The 21,041-nt window shown below is 68.9% G+C and carries 17 protein-coding genes; 11 read left to right on the forward strand and 6 right to left on the reverse strand.

Going from position 1 to position 21,041, the window contains the following annotated elements; genetic code table 11:
* Positions 1-47: 47 nt before the first annotated feature.
* Genes Y590_RS13115 through Y590_RS13125 form a run of 3 tightly spaced genes read left to right on the forward strand, consistent with a single transcriptional unit; the run spans position 48 to position 3,827 of the window.
* The gene (locus tag Y590_RS13115) at positions 48-545 is read left to right on the forward strand and encodes a (2Fe-2S)-binding protein (protein WP_060770231.1); all 498 of its coding nucleotides are present in this window, start codon (positions 48-50) and stop codon (positions 543-545) included.
* The gene (locus tag Y590_RS13120; protein ID WP_060770232.1) at positions 542-1,591 is read left to right on the forward strand and encodes an FAD binding domain-containing protein; all 1,050 of its coding nucleotides are present in this window, start codon (positions 542-544) and stop codon (positions 1,589-1,591) included. The genes Y590_RS13115 and Y590_RS13120 overlap by 4 nt, the downstream gene beginning before the upstream one ends.
* Entirely contained in the window at positions 1,584-3,827 is a 2,244-nt protein-coding gene (locus Y590_RS13125; protein WP_060770233.1) for a xanthine dehydrogenase family protein molybdopterin-binding subunit, read from the forward strand. Before Y590_RS13120 ends, Y590_RS13125 begins: the two co-directional genes overlap by 8 nt.
* 147 nt (positions 3,828-3,974) lie before the next feature.
* Here the strand turns inward: Y590_RS13125 and Y590_RS13130 are convergent, their stop codons facing one another.
* Together Y590_RS13130 and Y590_RS13135 are read right to left on the reverse strand one after the other, a co-directional pair.
* Positions 3,975-4,505, reverse strand: a complete 531-nt coding sequence (locus Y590_RS13130) for a CinA family protein (RefSeq protein WP_060770234.1) — start codon at positions 4,503-4,505, stop codon at positions 3,975-3,977.
* Positions 4,502-5,836 carry a bifunctional 2-C-methyl-D-erythritol 4-phosphate cytidylyltransferase/2-C-methyl-D-erythritol 2,4-cyclodiphosphate synthase gene (locus Y590_RS13135; protein ID WP_060770235.1) on the reverse strand — a complete coding sequence of 445 codons (1,335 nt, stop codon included), beginning with the start codon at positions 5,834-5,836 and terminating at the stop codon, positions 4,502-4,504. The genes Y590_RS13130 and Y590_RS13135 overlap by 4 nt, the downstream gene beginning before the upstream one ends.
* A 127-nt stretch (positions 5,837-5,963) precedes the next feature.
* Here Y590_RS13135 and dusB point away from each other — a divergent pair, with 127 nt between their 5' ends.
* From dusB to ntrC, 3 genes are read left to right on the forward strand one after another with little or no spacing between them, the layout of a single operon-like run.
* A complete protein-coding gene (gene dusB, locus Y590_RS13140) occupies positions 5,964-6,992 on the forward strand; it encodes a tRNA dihydrouridine synthase DusB (protein ID WP_060770236.1) in 1,029 nt (342 codons plus the stop codon).
* Complete coding sequence (locus Y590_RS13145) at positions 6,992-8,125, forward strand: two-component system sensor histidine kinase NtrB (protein WP_060770237.1); 1,134 nt, start codon at positions 6,992-6,994, stop codon at positions 8,123-8,125. Before dusB ends, Y590_RS13145 begins: the two co-directional genes overlap by 1 nt.
* A 10-nt stretch (positions 8,126-8,135) precedes the next feature.
* On the forward strand, positions 8,136-9,608 hold the full coding sequence (ntrC, locus tag Y590_RS13150) for a nitrogen regulation protein NR(I) (RefSeq protein WP_060770238.1): 1,473 nt from the start codon (positions 8,136-8,138) through the stop codon (positions 9,606-9,608).
* On the opposite strand, the gene Y590_RS25735 is transcribed toward ntrC, so the two are convergent.
* Positions 9,512-10,027, reverse strand: a complete 516-nt coding sequence (locus Y590_RS25735; RefSeq protein ID WP_083530847.1) for a helix-turn-helix domain-containing protein — start codon at positions 10,025-10,027, stop codon at positions 9,512-9,514. The genes ntrC and Y590_RS25735 overlap by 97 nt on opposite strands.
* Before the next feature lie 214 nt (positions 10,028-10,241).
* On the opposite strand from Y590_RS25735, the gene Y590_RS13155 reads away from it, so the two are divergent.
* From Y590_RS13155 to hflX, 5 genes are all read left to right on the forward strand, one after another.
* Positions 10,242-11,879, forward strand: a complete 1,638-nt coding sequence (locus Y590_RS13155) for a DEAD/DEAH box helicase (protein ID WP_060770239.1) — start codon at positions 10,242-10,244, stop codon at positions 11,877-11,879.
* A gap of 63 nt (positions 11,880-11,942) precedes the next feature.
* Positions 11,943-14,342 carry a sensor histidine kinase NtrY-like gene (locus tag Y590_RS13160; RefSeq protein WP_060770240.1) on the forward strand — a complete coding sequence of 800 codons (2,400 nt, stop codon included), beginning with the start codon at positions 11,943-11,945 and terminating at the stop codon, positions 14,340-14,342.
* Positions 14,339-15,709: a nitrogen assimilation response regulator NtrX gene (ntrX, locus tag Y590_RS13165; protein ID WP_060770241.1), complete on the forward strand. Its 1,371-nt coding sequence runs from the start codon at positions 14,339-14,341 to the stop codon at positions 15,707-15,709. The genes Y590_RS13160 and ntrX overlap by 4 nt, the downstream gene beginning before the upstream one ends.
* Before the next feature lie 263 nt (positions 15,710-15,972).
* A complete protein-coding gene (gene hfq / locus Y590_RS13170) occupies positions 15,973-16,227 on the forward strand; it encodes an RNA chaperone Hfq (protein WP_003600267.1) in 255 nt (84 codons plus the stop codon).
* A gap of 97 nt (positions 16,228-16,324) precedes the next feature.
* Complete coding sequence (gene hflX / locus Y590_RS13175; RefSeq protein WP_060770242.1) at positions 16,325-17,740, forward strand: GTPase HflX; 1,416 nt, start codon at positions 16,325-16,327, stop codon at positions 17,738-17,740.
* A 155-nt stretch (positions 17,741-17,895) separates the two neighbouring features.
* Here hflX and Y590_RS13180 read toward each other — a convergent pair whose 3' ends face one another.
* The 3 genes from Y590_RS13180 to Y590_RS13190 form a co-directional block, all read right to left on the reverse strand.
* The gene (locus tag Y590_RS13180) at positions 17,896-19,464 is read right to left on the reverse strand and encodes a SulP family inorganic anion transporter (RefSeq protein WP_060770243.1); all 1,569 of its coding nucleotides are present in this window, start codon (positions 19,462-19,464) and stop codon (positions 17,896-17,898) included.
* An 8-nt stretch (positions 19,465-19,472) separates the two neighbouring features.
* Positions 19,473-20,192 carry a carbonic anhydrase gene (locus tag Y590_RS13185; protein WP_060770244.1) on the reverse strand — a complete coding sequence of 240 codons (720 nt, stop codon included), beginning with the start codon at positions 20,190-20,192 and terminating at the stop codon, positions 19,473-19,475.
* Between the two features lie 299 nt (positions 20,193-20,491).
* The gene (locus Y590_RS13190; protein WP_060772285.1) at positions 20,492-20,803 is read right to left on the reverse strand and encodes a hypothetical protein; all 312 of its coding nucleotides are present in this window, start codon (positions 20,801-20,803) and stop codon (positions 20,492-20,494) included.
* Positions 20,804-21,041: the final 238 nt, after the last annotated feature.

Raw genomic sequence — 21,041 nt, forward strand, 5'->3', positions numbered from 1 at the left:
AATTGAAACGCTTCCAGACAGGATGCGAGCCTGGGAGCCGTCTCCGCATGACGTTTCGTCTGACGCTGACCGTCAACGGTGAACCGCGCGCGATCGAACTCGACGATCCGCGCGTCACCCTCCTCGATCTCCTTCGTGAACGGCTCGGCCTCACCGGCTCGAAGAAGGGCTGCGATCGGGGCCAATGCGGCGCCTGCACCGTTCTGCTGAACGGGCGGCGGATCAATTCCTGCCTCGCGCTCGCCGTGAGCCTGGACGGGGCCGAGGTTCTGACCATCGAGGGTCTGGCGGTCGGCGAGCAGCTTCACCCGGTCCAGGCCGCCTTCATCGAGCATGACGGCTTCCAGTGCGGCTTCTGCACCCCGGGACAGATCATGAGCGCCGTCGGACTGATCCGCGAGGGCCGTGCGGGCGATGATCCCGAGCGGGTGCGCGAGAGCATGAGCGGCAATCTCTGCCGTTGCGGCGCCTATATCGGCATCACCGAGGCCGTGCTCGACGCCCAGGCCCGCAGCGCCGGCGTCGATCAGGGAGACGCCGCGTGAACCGCTTCGACTATATCCGCGCCGGCAGCATTGCCGAAGCCGTCGCCGCGGCCGCCGAGCCGGGCGCGACCTATCTCGCTGCCGGCACCAACCTGCTCGACCTGATGAAGGGCGGCATCACCCGCCCCGGCCGCCTTGTGGATGTCACGCATCTTCCCGGCCTCGACCGGATCGAGCACTTGCCGGATGGAGGCATCCGTATCGGTGCGCTCGTGCGCAACAGCGACCTCGCCTACGATCCGCACGTCTCGAAAGCGCATCCCGCCGTGGCCGAAGCCCTGCTATCGGGGGCCTCGGCGCAACTGCGCAACGCGGCGACGGTGGCTGGCAACCTGCTGCAGCGGACCCGCTGCCCCTACTTCTACGACCCGGCCAGCGCCTGCAACAAACGCGATCCCGGCGCCGGCTGCGAGGCGCGCGGCGGAGAGACGCGGCTCCACGCCGTGCTCGGCTGGAGCGAGCACTGCATCGCCACCCACCCCTCCGACTTCTGCGTGCCCCTGGTTTCACTCGACGCCACCGTCGAGATCGAGGGCCGAGCCGGCGCCCGCGAGGTGCCGCTCGACGCACTCTACCGCCTGCCGGAAGAGCGGCCGGACCGGGAGACCGTGCTGGAACCCGGCGACCTCATCGTCGCCCTGCGCCTGCCGGCGGAAGCTGCGGGCTTTGCCGGGAATTCCCGCTACCTCAAGGTCCGCGACCGCACCTCCTATGCCTTCGCCGTAGTTTCGGCCGCGGCCTCGCTGCGCTTCGATGGGGGGCGGGTCGGCGAGGCGCGGATCGCTCTGGGCGGCGTCGCGCTGAAGCCTTGGCGCGCCCGCGCGGCCGAGGCGGCGCTGGCCGGCGCGGAACTGAGCGAGCGGAGTTTTCGGGAGGCGGCCGATGCGGCCCTGGCCGAGGCTGGGCCTTCCGGCGACAACGCCTACAAGATCGAGCTGGCCCGCCGCCTGATCGTGCGGGCGCTGACCCTTGCCGCCGCCGGCACCCCGGAGCGCATGCCGGCGCTTCCGGCCTCCGCCTTCTCGGGAGACGCGCTCCATGCCTGACATTGCCTACGAGCAGGCCCGGCACGGGTCGAGCATCGGCCAGCCGCTCACCCGCCGCGACGGCCTCCTGAAGGTCACCGGGCAGGCGACCTACGCCGCCGACAACCGGCCGGAGAGCTTGCTTCACGCGGTGGTGGCGGTGAGCCGGATCGCCCGCGGCCGGGTCGCCGGCCTCGACGTTGCGGCGGCCAAGGCCCATCCCGGCGTGGTCGAGGTGATGACGGGCGCCAACGCGCCGCGGCTCGCCCAGGACCCGGACGCGAAGGACAACCCCTTCATGTTCCGGCTCGATCTGTTGCAGAACGACCGCGTCCGCTACGCACACCAGCCGATCGCGGTGGTGATCGCCGAGACCCTGGAGGCCGCGACCGAGGGCGCCGCGTTGCTAGCCCCGCGTTACGAGGTGGATTCGCCGCGTATCGGGCTCGATGCCGAGGCGCCGCAGGAGCCCGAGGGCGTCGGTGCCGGCGACAAGGCGATCGTGTCGCGCGGCGATGTCGAGGCCGGGCTGGGACAGGCGCAGCGCCGGGTCGAGGCGACCTACGAAACACCGGCGCAGTATCACAACGCGCTCGAACCCCACGCCATCGTGGCGCAGTGGGACGGCGACCGGCTCGTCGTCGACACGCCGAGCCAGGGGCTCGCCATGGCCAAGATGCGGCTTGCCGGCCTGTTCGGGCTCAACCCGAAGAACATTCTCGTCCGCTCCCCCTTTCTCGGCGGCGGCTTCGGCTCGAAGGGCTTCCTGTCCGGGCCGCAGGTTCTCGGCGTGATGGCAGCCAAACTCGTCGGCCGTCCGGTGAAGCTCGTGCTGCGTCGGGAGCAGATGTTCGGCCCCGTCGGCCACCGCGCCGAGACGCGGCAGACGCTGCGGCTCGGCACCGATGCGTCGGGCGCACTCACCGCCCTCGACCACCACACACTGACGGCGACGAGCCGCTTCGACGAATTCTACGAGCCGGCCAGCGCCATCTCCCGCTACCTCTACGCCGCGCCCGCGGTCTCGACGCGCCATTCCGGCGTGCGGGTCGATACCGGCACGCCGCTCTTCATGCGTGCGCCCGGCGAGGCTTCGGGCAGCGTCGCCCTGGAGGGCGCGATCGACGAGATGGCGGAAGCCTGCGGCCTCGATCCGCTCGAATTCCGCCTGAGGAACTATGCCGAGGTCGAGCCGATCTCCGGCCGGCCCTTCTCCTCCAAGGCCCTGCGTGCGTGCTACGCCCAAGGCGCCGCCCGCTTCGGCTGGGACCGACGTGCCCCGGTGCCCCGATCGATGCGCGATTCGGCCGGGCACCTCGTCGGCTATGGCATGGGCACGGCCCTGTTCCCGGCTCTGATGATGCAGGCGGAGGCGCGGGCCGAGATTCGCGCCGACGGCACCGGCACCGTCGCGCTCGGCGCCCATGATATGGGGCAAGGCGCGTGGACCGCGCTGGCGCAGATCGCCGCCGACGGTCTCGGGATTGGCCTTGCGCAACTCGATTTCCAGAGCGGCACGTCGGACCTGCCGAATGCCGGCATCGCCGGCGGCTCGGCCCACACCGCCACCGCCGGCACGGCGATCCATTCCGCCGCTGCCGCGGTGCTGGCGCAACTCGCCGACCTCGCGACCAACGACGAACGATCGGCCCTGTATGGCGCCGGTAATGCCGGCGTCTACGCAAGCGGCGGTCGACTGATCCGACGGGACGACGAGGGACGCAGCGAGTCGTTCACCGAGATCCTGAACCGGGCCGGCCGCGCATCGGTCTCGGCGCAAGGGCAGGGCGCCCCCGATCCGGCGGCACGCGAGGCCTACGCGATGCACGCCCACGGCGCGGTCTTCGCCGAGGTCACCGTCGATCCCGATCTCGGCCAGATCCGCGTCACCCGGCTCGTCGGTGCTTTCGCCGCCGGCCGGATCGTCAACCCGCGCCTCGTCACGAGCCAGTACTACGGCGGGATGATCTGGGGCGTGTCCTTCGCGCTCCACGAAAACGCCGCGGTCGATCCCCGCTCGGGCCGGGTGATGAACGCCAATCTCGGCGAGTACCATGTGCCCGTGAACGCCGACGTGCCGTCGATCGAGGCGATCCTCGTCGACGAGCACGACCCGCACGTGAACCCGCTCGGCATCAAGGGCGTCGGCGAGATCGGTATCACCGGTACAGCGGGCGCCATCGCCAACGCGGTGTATCACGCGACGGGGATCAGGGTGCGCAAGACGCCGATCACGCTGGACCGATTGCTGGGTTGATCGGCGCTTCCAAGACACCGCCCTCATCCTGAGGTGCCGCGAAGCGGCCTCGAAGGATCCTCCAGATCCCGCGCGATCCCTGGAAGATCCTTCGAGGCCCGCTGACGCGGGCACCTCAGGATGAGGATCAGGATGGGAGAAGTGGGGTCAGATGGTTTCGCCTGACGGCGAGCCGGGGCGATGCAAATCGACGGCTTCCTCCAGAAGCGTCAGTGCCTCCGCCACCGACAACCGCCGGATCTCGGCCCGGCCCGGATCGCCGAAACGCCGCTCGACGTGGCGGGTGGAGCCGCCCTTCACGGCGAGCCCGAAATGCACGAGGCCGACCGGCTTGGCGTCACTGCCGCCGCCCGGCCCGGCGATGCCGGTCACCGAGACCGCCACGTCCGCGTGTGACGCGGCGAGCGCGCCTTCCGCCATGGCGCGGGCGACCGGCTCGCTCACCGCGCCGTGCGCCGCGATGAGGTCCATCGGCACGCCGATCGATTCGGCCTTCGCCTCGTTGGAATAGGTGACGAAGCCGCGCTCCACCACCGCCGAGGAACCGGGCACTGCCGTGAGCAGCCCGGCCACGAGACCGCCGGTGCAGGACTCGGCGGTCGCGATGCGTTGGCCCGCTGCCGCGTAGGCCCGCACCAGCGCCTCGGCGCGGGCCAGCAAAGCGGCGTCTTCGATCACGAACGGCGCTCGTTGGTCTCCGCCTCGGTCTCCAGCTCCGCGCAGACCTCCGGCAGCCGCACCGTCGCGGCGGCTTGGGCGGCGAGGCCCTCGGCGCGCCCGACGAAGCCGAGCTTTTCCGTGGTGGTCGCCTTGATCGAAACAGAGGAGAGCGGCACGCCTGCGATCTCGGCGATGCGGGCGCGGATGGCCTCGCGGTGCTGGCCGATGCGGGGGGCTTCCGCGAGCACCGTGATGTCGAGATGGTCGATCTTGCCGCCGCGCGCGCGCACCAATTCGCAGGCATGGGCCAGGAACTGATCGGAGGCCGCCCCGCGCCACTTCTCGTCGGAGGGCGGGAAATGCGTGCCGATGTCGCCGTCGGCGATGGCGCCGAGCAGCGCGTCGGTGAGCGCGTGCAGAGCCACGTCGCCGTCGGAATGGGCGAGCACGCCCCGGTCGGCGGGGATCTTCACGCCACCGAGCCAGACATGGTCGCCCTCCGTGAAGGCGTGGACGTCGAAGCCGGTGCCGAGGCGGGTCACGTAGGTGGTCATGGGGTCATCCGATATCGCGGGCGCAGGTTCAGAGAAAGACCGTCCGGAGAATGCCCGATCGGCCTCGATCAGGTCCGCGGCCTGGGTGATCTTGCGGTTTCGCGCGTCGCCCTCGAACACCACGACCGGCAGCCCGGCCCATTCGGCGAGCGCCCCGTCATCGGTGAAGCCATCGCGGCCCTCGGCGACGGCTCGGCGATGCGCATCGAGAAGCAGACCGAAGCGGAAGCTCTGCGGGGTCTGCACGGCGCGAAGATTTTCGCGAGCCGGGGTTTCGTGGACGCGGCCGATGCCCGGCGCGATCTCCGCCACGAGCTTGATCGTGTCGGAGACCGCGATGCCCGGCACCGATGCGCCGTGCTCGGAGCCGGCTGCGACCGCGCGGGCGATCAACGCCTCGTCCACGAAGGGCCGCGCCGCGTCGTGGACGAGCACGAGATCGGGCGCGCCTAAGCGGGCGAGCCCTTCGAGCCCGGCCGCCACCGATTGCTGGCGCGTCGCCCCGCCCGGCACCGGCTCGGCGAGTTTTTCACGCTGCGCCGGCTCGAGATCGGCAAGGCATTCGCGATAGAAGTCCTGCGCATCCGGCGCGATCACCGGCTGGATGCGGGTGATGCGGGGCGATTGCGCCAGCGCCGCAAGCGTCCGCGTCAGGACGGCTCGGCCGCCGACGCGGCGATATTGCTTGGGTAAATCGCCGCCGACGCGCAGGCCCTTGCCGGCCGCCACCACGACCGCCGCCACCGATTTACGCCCCGATCCCTGCCCAGGCGGCCGCGCGGCTTGGTCGGACATGCTGGGCCTCGAATGGAAATCATCTGGGGATGGATGGGGATCACCGCGTCCTTATGCGTCAAGATGCGCGAAGGCAAACGCAGCAGGCGCTTGCGTCCGCCCGCCATTTGGCTACTTATTGAGCACAATGACACGTGACCATTATTTGAGCGCACTGCGTGGGGCTGACGATCCGGGGGCGAAGAGCCCGCCGGTCCTGCTGGCACCGCTGTCGGGCGTCACCGACCTCCATATGCGCCGTCTCGCCCAGCGGCTCGGTGCCAGCGCGGTGGTCTCCGAGATGGTCGCGGCGGCCGAACTGGCGAAGGGTGACGCCGAATCGCAGGTCCGGGCCGAGGGCGCGGGGGTGGACCCGCATGTGGTGCAGCTCGCCGGCTGCGCGCCCGAACCGATGGCCGAGGCCGCCCGCATCGCCGTGGCGAACGGCGCGGACGCCATCGACATCAACATGGGCTGCCCGGCCAAGACCGTGACGGGCGGCGAATCGGGTTCGGCCCTGATGCGCGACCTCGACCACGCCGCGCGCCTCCTCGCGGCGGTGCGCGGCGCGGTCGACGTGCCCGTCACCGTGAAGATGCGGCTCGGCTGGGATCACGCGAGCCTCAACGCCGCCGAACTGGCACGGCGCGCCGAAGCGCTCGGGCTCGACGGCGTGACGGTTCACGGCCGCACCCGGCAGCAATTCTACAAGGGCCGGGCCGATTGGTCGGAGATCCGTTCCGTGGTCGAGGCGGTGCGCATCCCCGTCATCGCCAACGGCGACATCACCGGCCTGGAGGAGGCCCGCGCCTGCCTCAGCCAATCCGGTGCGGCGGGCGTGATGGTCGGGCGCGCGGCGGTCGGGCGCCCCTGGCTCGTCGGCGAGATCGCCGCCGGCCTCGCCGGGCGCGTGGCGCCGCCGCTCTCGGCCGAGCAGCGGGCGGCGGTCGCGGCCGAGCATTACCAGGGTTTGATCGCGCTCTACGGCGCGGCGATGGGCGTGCGCCACGCCCGCAAGCATCTCGCGGCCTATGCCGATGCGGCCGGCGGACTGACCCCGGACGACCGGCGCCGTCTCGTCACCACGCACGATCCGGCGGAGGCGCTCCGCCTCTTGCAACGCGCGTTCCTCGAACCGGCCGGGGTGGCGACCACGCCCCTCGGCGAGGCGGCCTGATGCCCTTTTCCGACGAGCCCAATCCTGAATCCCTGCCGCCGGCCGAGGCGGTGCTGAACTCGCTGCCGCTGCCGGTCCTCACCATCGGGCCGGACGAGCGGATCCTGCGGGTCAACCACGCCGCCGAACTGTTCTTCGACGCCTCGGCCCGGCTGATGCTGCGGGGGCGGCTGCGCGACATCATCCCGTTCTCCTCGCCGATCATCGCGCTGGTGACCGAGGTGCGCCGCCGCCGCTCCTCCGTGTCGGAATACCGGGTCGAGCTGGTCCAGCCGCGCTCGGGGACCGAGCGCAGCGTCGACGTCTTCGCCACGCCCCTGCGGGACGAGGACGATTCGGTGGTGCTGATGCTGCAAGAGCGCACCATCGCCGACAAGATGAACCGGCAGCTTACCCATCGCGGCGCCGCGCGCTCGATGGTGGCGCTCGGCGCGATGCTCGCTCACGAGATCAAGAACCCGCTCGCCGGCATCCGCGGCGCGGCGCAGCTTCTCGAACAGGAGAGCGACGAAGAGGACCGGCTACTGACCCGCCTGATCTGCGACGAGTCGGACCGGATCGTGCGCATCGTCGAGCGGATGGAGTTGTTCGGCGACGAGCGGCCGGTGGAGCGCGGCCCCGTCAACGTCCATGGCGTGCTCGATCAGGTGAAGCGCTCGGCCCAGTCCGGCTTTGCCCGTCACATCCGTTTCGTCGAGAACTACGATCCCTCGCTGCCGCCCGTCCTCGGCAACAGGGACCAGTTGATCCAGGTGATCCTGAACCTCGTGAAGAACGCGGCCGAGGCGATCGGCACGGACACGGTCGAGGGCGAGATCACCCTCTCGACCGCCTTCCGCACCGGCCTGCGCCTCCAGATCCCCGGATCGCGCGAGCGCGTCAGCCTGCCGATCGAAGTCGCGGTGCGCGACAACGGGCCGGGTATCCCGACCGACATGCTGTCGGACCTGTTCGACCCCTTCGTCACCACCAAGGTGCAGGGCTCCGGCCTCGGACTTGCATTGGTGGCCAAGATCGTCGGCGACCATGGGGGCATCGTCGAATGCGATCCCGTACCCCGCCGCACCGCCTTCCGGATCCTCCTTCCCATGTCGAGCGCCCGCGACGGGCGTGAATCGGCCGCGGAGCGCTGAGTCGAGAGCTATGCCCAACGGCCACATCATCGTCGCGGACGACGACGCCGCGATCCGCACCGTGCTCAACCAGGCCCTGTCCCGGGCCGGCTACGAGGTTCGAACCACCTCGAACTGCTCCACGCTCTGGCGCTGGGTCGCGCAGGGCGAGGGCGACCTCGTCATCACCGACGTGATGATGCCGGACGAGAACGTGTTCGACCTGCTGCCGCGCATCAAGCGCGTTCGGCCGGAACTGCCGATCATCGTGATGAGCGCGCAGAACACCTTCATGACCGCGATCCGCGCCTCCGAGCGCGGCGCCTACGAGTACCTGCCCAAGCCCTTCGACCTGAAGGAGCTGATCGCGATCGTCGGCCGGGCGCTGTCACGCCCCCGCGGGACGCCCGCGCCCGGCGCCGGGCCGGAGAACGAGGACATCCCGCTGGTCGGCCGCTCGCCGGCCATGCAGGAGATCTACCGGGCGCTGGCCCGGCTGATGCCGACCGACCTCACGGTGATGATCACGGGCGAGTCCGGCACCGGCAAGGAGTTGGTCGCCCGGGCGCTGCACGATTACGGCCGCCGCCGCACCGGACCGTTCGTGCCCGTGAACATGGCGGCGATCCCCCGCGACCTCATCGAATCCGAGCTGTTCGGCCACGAGAAGGGCGCCTTCACCGGCGCGCTCTCGCGCTCGGCCGGGCGGTTCGAGCAGGCCGAGGGCGGCACGCTGTTCCTCGACGAGATCGGTGACATGCCGATGGAGGCGCAGACCCGGCTGCTGCGGGTGCTTCAGCAGGGCGAGTACACCACCGTCGGCGGGCGGGTGCCGATCAAGACCAACGTGCGCATCATCGCCGCGACCAACAAGGATCTGCGCGTCTCGATCCAGCAGGGCATCTTCCGCGAGGACCTGTTCTTCCGGCTCAACGTCGTGCCGCTGCGGCTGCCGGCCCTGCGCGAGCGGGCCGAGGACGTGCCGGACCTGATCCGCCACTTCTTCGTGCTGGTGGAGCGCGAGGGGCTGACCCGCAAGACGCTGGACGGCGACGCCATGGAGCGGCTCAAGCGCTACCGCTGGCCCGGCAACGTACGCGAACTCGAAAACCTCGTCCGGCGCCTGGCGGCGCTCTACCCGCAGGAGACCATCACCGGCCCGGTGATCGAGGCGGAACTCGACACCCTGCCGCTCGCCCAGCCCGCGGCCAACGGCAACGGTGCGGCCCGCAAGAACGCAAACGGCGCCTCCGACAGCGAGACCCTATCCGGCGCGGTCGAGCGGCACCTCGCGGACTACTTCTCGGGCTACCGCGACGCCCTTCCCCCGCCCGGCCTCTACCACCGCATCCTGCGCGAGATCGAAGGCCCCCTGATCGGTGCGGCGCTCGCCGCCACCCGCGGCAATCAGATCCGCGCGGCGGAACTGCTGGGGGTCAACCGCAACACCCTGCGCAAGAAGGTGCGGGATCTCGATCTGCAAGTGTTCCGCACTTCGCGGTGAGGCGTCCGCGTTCGGTTGCGTATCCGGGTCAGACGCAACGGCGGCCCTGAGACGTGATCCGATCTTTCAGGATCGGTCACGTCTCTCGATGGCAACGGTCTCGCCATCCGCCAAGCGTCCCGTCGAGGCAGGTCCAACTCCACACCGAGATCGAACGTATGATTTTCCAATATATCTATAAATCTCTCTCTGACATTCTTATTTCCATCCATACATCCTCTCCCAAGCAGAAGCCAATCGATAGATATATCGAGGCACTCGGCTAGCCGGCAGATGTTTTCGATGCTGATATTCTTGCCAGATTTCCATCGCGTCAAAGCGCTTTTATTCACACCGATTTCATCGGCGAAAGCGTACAACTTGCGGATACCTCGTGCCGCTAGAGCTTGTTGTAGTCGCTCCGGGAACGATTCTGACATTTCAGCAGAGAACGGGTCCGAAGCGAGCTGACCACCACCCTACATGAAATCCACCTGCCGAGACTATTACCCTAGGTTGTTCATAGGCATAGTGCGCCGACTCCCGGACGCTGCGGGCGGTTTGCGGCGCGGCGACGCGGATCGCCATGGCCCCTTGCATCGCGACCGGCAGCGGCTCCTGTTCCAGGCTCGCCAACTCCGCTAAAGGCGCGCCATGCTGCGCCTTCGCGAGTACCAGCGCGCCGCCCTCGACGCGCTCGATTGTCATTGGGACCAGGGCGGCGGGCCCGGCCTCGTCGTGCTGCCGACCGGCGCCGGCAAGGCGCTCGTCATCGCCGCGCTGATCCGCGAATGGCTGGATCGGGCGCCGGAGGCGCGGATCTGCGTTCTCACCCATGTCCGCGAACTCGTCGTGCAGAACCACGGCGAGTTATTGGCCTACTGGCCCGAGGCGCCCGCCGGCATCGTCTCCGCCGGCATCGGCCGGCGGGATGTTCACGCGCAGGTCACCTTCTGCTCGATCCAATCCGTGCGTGACCGGGCCGCGTTGTTCGGCGCCATCGACCTCATCGTGATCGACGAGGCCCATCTCGTGCCGCGTGCGAGCGAGACGGGATACGGCCGCTTCCTCGCCGCAGCGCGGGCCGGCAACCCGGATCTCAAGGTCGCGGGCTTCACCGCCACGCCTTACCGGCTCGATTCCGGCCGGCTCGACGAGGGCGAGGGCCGCGTGTTCGAGCGGATCGTTTACGAATCGCTGGTCGGCGACCTGATCCATCAGGGCTTTCTGGCGCCCCTGGTCTGCAAGGCGACCGCGCTCGCCCTCGACGTGTCGGGGGTGCCGAAGCGCGGCGGCGACTACATCCCCTCGGCGCTGGAGGCGGCGGTCAACCGCGAATGGATCACCCGCGCGGCGGTCGAGGAGATGGTAGGCTATGGCCGCGAGCGGCGGGCCTGGCTCGCCTTCTGCGCCGGGCTCGCACACGCCGCCTCCGTGCGCGATGCGATCCGGGCGGAAGGAATCTCCTGTGAGACCGTCACCGGCGAGATGGGAAAGCGCGAGCGTGACCGCATCGTGCGCGACTTCCGCGCCGGAAAGATCCGCTGCCTCGTCTCGGTCGGCGTGCTCTCCACCGGCTTCAACGTGCCGGAAGTCGATCTCATCGCCCTGCTGCGCCCGACCCAATCGGCCGGGCTCTACGTGCAGCAGGTTGGCCGGGCCTTGCGCCGGGCGCCGGGCAAGTCGGATGCGATCGTGCTCGATTATGCCGGACTGGTGCGGATGCACGGCCCCGTGGACGCGGTGACCGCCCGCAGCGTCGCGCTCGGCCCGGCGGCGTTGGGAATGGCGCGGGCCAAACCCTGCCCCGGCTGTGGCGCGCTGATCGCGCTCAACGCCAGCACCTGCGAAGCCTGCTGGGTGGAGCCCGAACCGGAGGACGAGGAGGCACCTCACGCCGCGACCGCGGAGGACGCCATGCCGATCCTGTCCGAATCGATCTGCCCCTGGCGCGAGGTGACCGGCTGGTGCCTCGACCGCGGTCCCAGCGGCTCCGGCCCGGACCGGCTCGTCGTCGCCCTGCGCTGGCGAGGCGGCGGCTGCCGGGTCGAGGTCTGCCTGGAGCATTCCGGCCATGCCCGCGAGAAGGCGGTGCAATGGTGGCGCGCGTTCGGCGGCGCCGATCCGGTGCCGATGTCGGTCGCCGCAGCGCTGCAACGGACGGACGAGTTGGAGCGGCCGGAGACCCTCCGGGTGGAGGCCGCCGGCCGGCTTTCCGAGAGCGTGACGGTGCGTTTTTCCGACGGGCGGCGGTTCCGCGACCTGCGCCGCTGGGGCACCCTGGCCGCCTGATCGGATCCTCGTAGGTGCCGATTCGTATTAATTTCGCCACACTGATGTGGCCCCGCATCAGTGATGCCGCTTCTGTCGCGACGTTCTGAAAACGTGCCGTCCGATGCCCCGTCCCCCGAGGACGGCGCCGAGGCGGTCGCGCGCCGGTTCGACTCGCCCCCGCGCGGGCCAGGCTGGATCGGGGCGGCGGTGGTGCTCACGGCGCTGATTTCCGCCTCGGTCACTTTCCTCATCCTCGCCGGCATCATCCAGATCACGCGGACGCCGACGACCGGCGTGGCCTTGCTCTCGGTCAACGCCGCGCTGGTTCTCGCGCTGGTCGTCGTGATCGCCTGGGAGGCGCGGGTCTTCCTGCATGCCCGGCGCACCCACGCCTCGGTGGCGCGGCTGCACACCCGCATCGTCGGCCTGTTCAGCCTGATCGCGATCCTGCCGACGATCCTGCTCGCCATCGTCGCCTCGGTGACGATCGATGTCGGCTTGTCGCTCGGCTTCACCGACCGCGTCCGTGACGTGGTGCTCAAATCGGTGCAGGTCGCCGACGCCTATCAGGAGAATCACTGCCAGTCGCTCGCCCGCGAAATCCGCATCTTCGCCGACGACCTGACGCGGGCGCGGCCGAATTTCGATGTGAACCGCGAGTGGTTCGAGGGCTTCATGACTACCCGCGCCCAGGCGCTCGGCCTGCCGATCGTCAAGATCATGCGCGGGCCGAACGAGGTGGTGGCACGTGCCAATATCGACGTGCTCAAGCAGACGCGCCTGCCCTCGGCCGCCGCCTTCGAGGATGCGGCGAAGTCGAGCGACCCGATCTGCCTGCTGCCGAACGAGGGCCGGGTCTTCGCCGCCCTGATGCGGATGCCGGCCTACGACAACGCCGTGCTGCTGGTGCAGCGCGAGGTAAGCCAGCTCGCGATCGACTTTCCCGGTGTCGCCCGCGCCGCGGCGGCCGAGTACCTGACCTTCGACGAACTGCGCCGTTACGTGCAGATCGCCTTCGCCTCGGTCTTCATCCTGATCGCCCTGATCACGCTGCTCTCGGCGGTGTGGTTCGGGCTGAACTTCGCCAACCGTTTCGTCGCCCCGATCCGCCGGCTCATCAACGCCGCCGACGAAGTCGCCGCGGGCAATTTCTACGCCCGCGTTCCGGCGCGCAAATCCGACGGCGACCTCGCCCATCTCGGCGAGAGCTTCAACACGATGACGCAGGAGCTGCGCCGCCAGCACGATGGCCTGCGCGCCGCCAACGACCTGATCGACCGCCGCCGCCGCTTCACCGAGGCCGTGTTGTCGGGCGTCTCGCCCGGCGTGCTCGGCGTCGATGCCGACGGCGTCATCACCATCGCCAATCCCGGCGCGGAACGGACGCTGGGCCTCACGGCCAAGGAACTCGTCGGGCAGCCGTTGACGAATGTCGTGCCGGAGATCGCCGCTCTGTTCCCGGAGGCGGAGGGACGCCACCGCGCCCTGCAGCAGCAGATCCAGCTCGTGCGCGGCGGCCGCGAGCGCACGATCGCGGTCCGCGTCACCAGCGAGCAGGCGCAGGGCGAGGCGCGGGGCTACGTCGTCACGCTGGACGACATCACCGATCTCGTCACGGCGCAGCGCACCTCGGCCTGGGCGGATGTGGCCCGCCGCATCGCCCACGAGATCAAGAACCCGCTGACCCCGATCCAGCTCTCGGCCGAGCGCATTCGGCGCAAATACGGAAAAGTGATCACGACCGACAAGGACGTGTTCGAGCAGTGCACCGCCACGATCGTGCGGCAGGTGGACGAGATCAAGCGGATGGTGGACGAGTTCTCCTCGTTTGCCCGGATGCCGAAGCCGGCGATCACGCAGCAGGATCTGGCCGAGATCGCGCGCCAGAATCTGTTCATGCTGCGCATGGCGCATCCCGACCTCGATTTCCCCTTCGAAACGGTCGGTGCCGACGAGAAGGGCCGCGTCGTCGCCGCCTTCGACGTGCGGCTGTTCTCCCAGGCGCTCACCAACATCCTCAAGAACGCCGTCGAGGCGGTTCAGGCGGTGCCGGAGGACGTGCTGACGGCCGATGGCGGCAAGGGTCGGGTCGCCCTGACGCTGGTCGTCGAAGAGGCATTCGTGGTGATCGAGGTCACCGATAACGGAAAAGGCTTTCCGGCAGAGGGGCGCCAGCGCTTGCTCGAACCCTATATGACGACCCGCGAGGGCGGGACCGGCCTCGGACTCGCGATCGTTTCCAAGGTGCTCGAAGAGCATGGCGGGGGGATCGAGCTGAACGACAACCCGGAGGGGCGCGGCGGACAGGTCCGCATGCGGCTGCCGCGGGAAGTCGGGCGGCCGGACGAACGGAATTCCGGGACCGGTGCGGGACAGGAGCGGGAGCGCTCCGCCACACCGGACACGCGTGACAGGACAACGATGGATAAGAATACGGAGGACGCCATGGAAGCGCGACGCGTCGCGGAGGTGCAGCCATGAGCGCCGATATCCTGATCGTCGACGACGAGGCCGACATCCGCGATCTGGTCGCGGGCATCCTGGACGACGAGGGGCACCGCACCCGAACCGCCGCCGGGTCCGACGAGGCGCTGGCGGCGATCGAATCACGCCGGCCCCACCTCGTTTTCCTCGATATCTGGCTCCAGGGCTCGCGCCTCGACGGGTTGCAGGTGCTCGACCTGATCAAGGCGGGCCACCCGGATCTGCCGGTGGTGATGATCTCGGGCCACGGCAATATCGAGACCGCGGTGGCGGCGATCAAATCCGGCGCCTACGACTTCATCGAGAAGCCGTTCAAGGCCGACCGCCTGATCCTCGTCGCCGAGCGGGCGCTCGAAGCCTCGCGCCTCAAGCGCGAGGTGCGCGACCTCAAGGTCCGCTCGGGCCAAGCCAGCCGCATCGTCGGCGGCTCGGTCGCGGTCAACCAGCTCCGCCAGACCATCGAACGCGTGGCGCCGACCAACGCGCGAGTGATGATCTCGGGGGCGCCGGGCGCCGGCAAGGAGCTCTCGGCGCGCACGCTGCACGCCGCCTCCTCGCGGGCGAGCGGGCCCTTCGTCGTCATCAACGCCGCGACGATCACGCCGGACACGATGGAAGCCGAGTTGTTCGGCGTCGAGGGCGGCGAGGGGCGGGTGCGGCGCGTCGGTGCGCTGGAGGAGGCGCATGGCGGCTCGCTCTACATCGACGAAGTCGCTGACATGCCGAAGGAAACGCAGAGCCGGATTCTACGCGTCCTCGTCGATCAGAATTTCCAGCGCGTCGGCGGCACGGCCCGCGTCCATGTCGATGTGCGCATCATCTCCTCCTCGTCCCGCGACCTGACGGAGGAGATCGCCGCCGGGCGCTTCCGCGAGGATCTCTTCCACCGCCTCTCGGTGGTGCCGATCCGCATTCCCTCGCTGGCCGAACGGCGTGAGGACGTGCCGGAGCTCATCACCTTCTTCATGGAGCAGATCTCGGCCGCCACCGGCCTGCCGCGGCGGCGCATCGCCGAGGACGCGATGGCGGTGCTCCAGTCGCACGACTGGCCCGGCAACGTCCGCCAGTTGCGCAACAACGTCGAGCGGCTGATGATCCTGACCCAGAGCGATCCGGAGCAGGACGTCACCTCCGAGATGCTGCCGACCGAGATCGGCGCGCTGGTGCCGACGACGCCGACGGGTGCCGGCGGCGAGAAGCTGATGAGCCTGGCCCTGCGCGAGGCCCGCGAGATCTTCGAGCGGGAATACCTCATCGCGCAGATCGCCCGCTTCTCCGGCAACATCTCCCGCACGGCCGAATTCATCGGCATGGAGCGCTCGGCCCTCCACCGGAAGCTGAAGTCGCTCGGCATCGGCCCGTAGGACGTCCCTCGCGAAACGCCCGCTCGCCGATCGTCTGCCCTCCGGGCACGGCGGCTCGGCGGGCGAATCGGCGGCGCGAGCGGTTGCAAGGGGTGGATATTGACGCTTTGCGCTGTGGGGGGCCTCTTGCATCGCGGCAAGCTTCGCCCTGTAATAGAAATGGCCCGGCAGAGCGGTCCCAACACGTGAGAGCGCCGCCCCGCGCTTCAGCCACGGGACCCTGCTGATCCGTGGCGCGAGTCTCGAACTAAGGATAAAAAGAAATGGCGGGCGAGCGCGCTCAGAACCTCCAGGACACGTTCCTGAATCATGTCCGTAAGAACAAGATCCCGCTGACGATCTTCCTCGTCAATGGGGTCAAGCTTCAAGGTGTCGTGACCTGGTTCGACAACTTCTGCGTCCTGCTCCGTCGGGACGGGCACTCGCAGCTCGTCTACAAGCACGCGATCTCGACGATCATGCCGGGTCATCCGGTGCAGCTGTTCGAGCCGGACGAAACGGCGCCTGAAAAGGCCTGAGCGCGCGAAGCGGGCCGGCTCCCCTTATTTGCGGCAGCCAGCGGATGTAAAATGGCGTCATCGTTCCGACATAAGGGAACGATGACACGGAGACGCCATGACTGAAATCCTTCCGCCCGGCGAAGCGCGCCTGCAGGCGAAGGCCGCCCCCGAGGGCGAGATTGCCGCCGCGACCCGCACGCTGGTTCTCGGCCCCTATCTCACACGCGCCGCTCAGCGGCTCGCCCCCGGACAGACGGAAACCGTGCGCTCAGACGAGGCGCGGCTCGACGAAGCGGTCGGATTGGCGGCCGCCATCGAGCTCGACGTCACCCAGGCGATCTCGGTGCATCTCCAGCGCCCGCGTCCCTCGACCTATCTCGGCAAGGGCCGGGTCGAGGAGATCGCCGGGCTCATCAAGGCCGAGGAGATCGGCCTCGTGGTGATGGATTGCGCGCTCTCGCCGGTGCAGCAGCGCAATCTCGAAAAGGCTTGGGGCGCCAAGGTCATCGACCGCACCGGCTTGATCCTCGAGATTTTCGGCCGGCGCGCCTCGACCCGCGAGGGCACGCTTCAGGTCGAGCACGCCCATCTCGCCTATCAGAAGTCCCGTCTCGTGCGGTCGTGGACTCACTTGGAGCGGCAGCGCGGCGGCTTCGGCTTCCTCGGCGGCCCCGGTGAGACCCAGATCGAGGCTGATCGGCGGATGATTCAGGAGCGGATGACCCGGATCGAGCGCGATCTCGAAGCCGTCACCCGTACCCGCGGTCTCCACCGCAAGAGCCGGGCGCGGGTGCCTTATCCGATCGTGGCGCTGGTCGGTTACACCAATGCCGGCAAGTCGACGCTGTTCAATGCCCTGACCAAGGCCGAGGTGCGGGCGCAGGACATGTTGTTCGCCACCCTCGATCCAACCGCGCGGGCGACCAAGCTGCCGCACGGCGAGACGGTGATTCTCTCCGACACGGTGGGCTTCATCTCCGACCTTCCGACCTCCCTGATCGCCGCCTTCCGCGCCACACTGGAAGACGTGATCGAGGCGGACATCCTGCTGCACGTGCGCGACGTCTCGCATGGCGATACCCAGGCCCAGGCCGAGGATGTCGAGGGCGTGCTGCGCGAACTCGGAATCGAGGCGGATGCGGAGCGGATCATCGAGGTGTGGAACAAGGCCGACCTCCTCGACGAGGGCGAGCGCACCCGTCTGCTCAATCTCAGCGCCGCGCATCGCGGTGCCGGGCCGGCCCCGATTCTCATCTCAGCCCTGACGGGGGAAGGTCTTCCGGAACTCACCGAGCGGATCGAGGGGCAGGTGGCGCGGGCGCGCTCGACCTTCGCGGTGACGCTTCCGCCCGAGGACGGCGCCGCTCTCAACTGGCTCTACGAGAACGCCGAGGTCCTCGATCGCCAATCCGAGACCGGCGGCGCGATCGCCCTGACGATCCGCATCGCGCCGGAGAAGGAACCCCGCTTTCTCAACCGGTTCGAGGCGGCCCAGCGCGTCGGCGGTCCGCAGAGTTCTCCGGCCGCGTAGGGCCTCGTCCGCTTGCGGGTGGCAATTCGGCGCAGAGAAGATTCCAGCAAACGAAAAGGCCGGTGCCGCCCATCGCGGCACCGGCCTTTTCCTGTTCCGGAGCTTCGTCCCGAAAGCCGGTCGCCGGCTTTCGGGTCGCGTCTCTGCGCTTGCCGTCAGTCCTTCGGCGCAGCGTGGGCGACCATCGCGAGGCTGTGGTGCAGGCCGCTCGCGCCGCCGCCGACGACCTCGACCCTGGACCCGGTCTTCGCCCGCCGCGTCGCCCATTCCCGGATCATCTCCAGGCAGGTGTGATCGACGTGGCGCAGATCCTGCGCTTCGAGCCGGACCGGCGAGCCTTCCGGCGTCCGCTCCAGCGCCGCAGTGAGGTGCGGCAGTTGGAGGAAGGTCGCCGAGCCCGAGAGCCGCAGTTCCGGCACCGCCTGAAGCGCTCCGCCCTGCATGGTCTGCGCCGCGCCACCCTCGATCTTGAGCGGACCACGCAGGTAGTGCGGGATCACCTGAACGAGGCTGAGCGCGAGGCCCGTGAGAACACCGGTCAACAGGTCGGTGGCGACGACCATCACCATGGTAGCCAACCAGATCGCGGCGGTCGGCAGGCCGTAACGCTCGTGCAGGTGGAAGGCGTGGGCGGGGCTCACGAGGCGCCAGCCCGTCACGACGAGGATGCCGGCGAGGGAGGCGGTCGGCACGACCTTCAGCACCATCGGCAGGACCAGCAGGAAGGCGAGGATCCAGCTCCCGTGCAGGATGGTGGAGGCTCGCGTCGCCGCGCCCGCCTGGACGTTGGCCGAGGAGCGGACGATCACGCCGGTCATCGGCAGGCCGCCCGCGAGGCCGCAGAGGATGTTGCCGATACCCTGCGCCCCGAGTTCGCGGTTGTACTGCGTGCGCGGGCCGTCATGCATCCGGTCCACCGCCGCCGCCGAGAGCAGGCTCTCCGCGCTGGCGATGACCGCAAGGGTGACCGCCATCAGGATCATCGCCGGCTCGGCCAGACGGCTCCAGTCGCCCATCCCCGGCATGGTCACGGCGGAGAAGATGTTCTCCGGCACCTCGACGCGCTTGACATCCATGCTGCCGACGGCCGCGACGAGCGTGCCGGCCAGGACGCCCATCAGCGCACCGGGGATCAGCTTGAGCTTGGCCGGACGGACCTTCTCCCAACCGATCATCGCAACGATGGTGGCGAGGCCGACGATCACGGCGCCGGGGCGGTTGCCGTCCGGACCGGAGACGAAGTTGAAGAACGCGGCGGGGATGGCGACGAGGTTGTCGAGGCCGCTGGCCTTGGGTAGCGCGTCCGTCAACACGTGGATCTGGGCCAGCACGATCAGGATGCCGATGCCGGCGAGCATGCCGTGCACGACCGCCGGGGAGATCGCCCGGAACCAGCCGCCGACCCGGAGCGCCCCGGCAAGAAGCTGGATGGCGCCGGCCGCGACGAGGACCGGCCCGAGCGCGTCGATACCGTGCTCACGCACGAACTCGAAGACGATGACGGCAAGGCCCGCGGCCGGGCCGCTGACCTGAAGCGGCGAGCCGGCGAGGAAGCCGACGACGATGCCGCCGATCATGCCGGTGATGAGACCGCGCTCGGCTGGAACACCGGAGGCCATGGCAATGCCCATGCAGAGGGGCATCGCCACGAGGAAGACGACGAAGGAGGCCGGAAGATCCCGGCCGATGGTCGACGGCATCAGCCGGGCGAGGGAGGCGCGCATGGCGAGATCTACTCCGCTGCGATGGCGTGGGGGACGGCTTCGGGGCCGGCGAATTCGGGGGTGGCGATCCGCGACGCCGAAGCCTGGGCGACGGGGACCCCCGTGGCTTCGTCGATGGGGATGAAGCGGCTGCGCTCGCCGCAATAGGCGAGCACCTGGCCACTCTCGATTTCGAAGAACCAGCCGTGCAGTCTGAGCTTGCCGCGGGCCAAAGCTGTCGCCACGCTCGGGTGGGTGCGAAGATTGCTGAGCTGCACCACGACGTTTTCGAGGGCGACGGCGCGGTGGCGCTCCTTCGGGTCCATGCCCTCGGGATAGGCTTCGCAGACGATCTGTTTCGCCGCATGGCTGTGGCGCAGCCACGCCGCCACGTTGGGCATGTTGCTTAGCGCCTCGGGATTCATAAGTCCCTTCATGGCGCCGCAATCGGAATGACCGCAGATCACGATGTCGAGCACGCCGAGTGCGACGACCGCGTACTCGATCGCGGAGGACACGCCGCCGTTCTGCTGCGAGAAGGGCGGCACGATGTTGCCGGCGTTCCGGCATACGAACAGGTCGCCCGGACCGGCCTGCGTGATGTGCTCGGGCGAAACGCGGGAATCGGCGCAGGCGATGATGAGCGCCTGCGGCTGCTGGCCGTCGCGCACCAGCCGCTGATACATCTGCTGCTGGCCCGGAAAGACCGTTCCCCGGAAGTTCGAGAGGCCTTGGATGATGCCGTCCACGTCAAACCCCGCTGTCCGTCACCACGCGTGAGCCGACACGCCGGGACGCATGAGATGTTGGCTGGATGACAGGCGCAGCCCGCCTGTCGCTCCGCGAAGTCCGATCAGGCGAGACGCGGTGATGCCGACGCCTCCGTCAGGCATAAGGCCGCCCGCGCCGCCGCAAGGATTGCGACGACGTGTGAGCCGGTACGGTGTCGTCCGGGATACCCGGTCGGCCCGAAGCGGGGCGGCCGGAGTCGGATGGCGGGGACGTGGCCGGCAGCGGGGGTTGAGCGCCGCCGGCGGACAAGCCTTGCTTAGCGCGCCCGGCGCGGAGCGGTGCCGGCGGACCAGCGCGACTCGACCGAGCCCATGCGTGCGGCGGGGCGAATGTCGCCGCCCTTGGCGCCGGCGTTCTCGCTGAGCATCGGCGCGCCGAGGATCTGGCCCGAGCCCGAACGCTGCGAGTGAAGCGAGCGGGGGTCGTGGTAGGGATCGTCCACGTAGCTACTCATGAAGCCGCCGCCCGCCTGCTGGCGGCTGCCATTTCCACCGTCCTGAGCCTGCGCCGTGAGCGGCAAAGCAACGGCCGCAGCCGCCAGGAAACCGAGTGTCACAATGCGCTTCATATCGAACATCCTCTCGTAATCCCTGAGTTGCGAATTATTTTTCGTCTTCTTCAGGTGTCGCAATGAGACAGTAATTCCACGAATTATATTTGGAAAGTGCGTTTTATCACCGGAATATACTCATGATTTAATCCTGGCAGATTGTTTGCCCGGTGCGCAACGGCACATTTCAACGATAAACTAGACGTGATCGAGGGATGAAAATTGATTGCGATTGGTCAGGATTAAATCCGACGGC

It is taken from the genome of Methylobacterium sp. AMS5 (assembly GCF_001542815.1).
Taxonomy (GTDB): Bacteria; Pseudomonadota; Alphaproteobacteria; order Rhizobiales; family Beijerinckiaceae; genus Methylobacterium.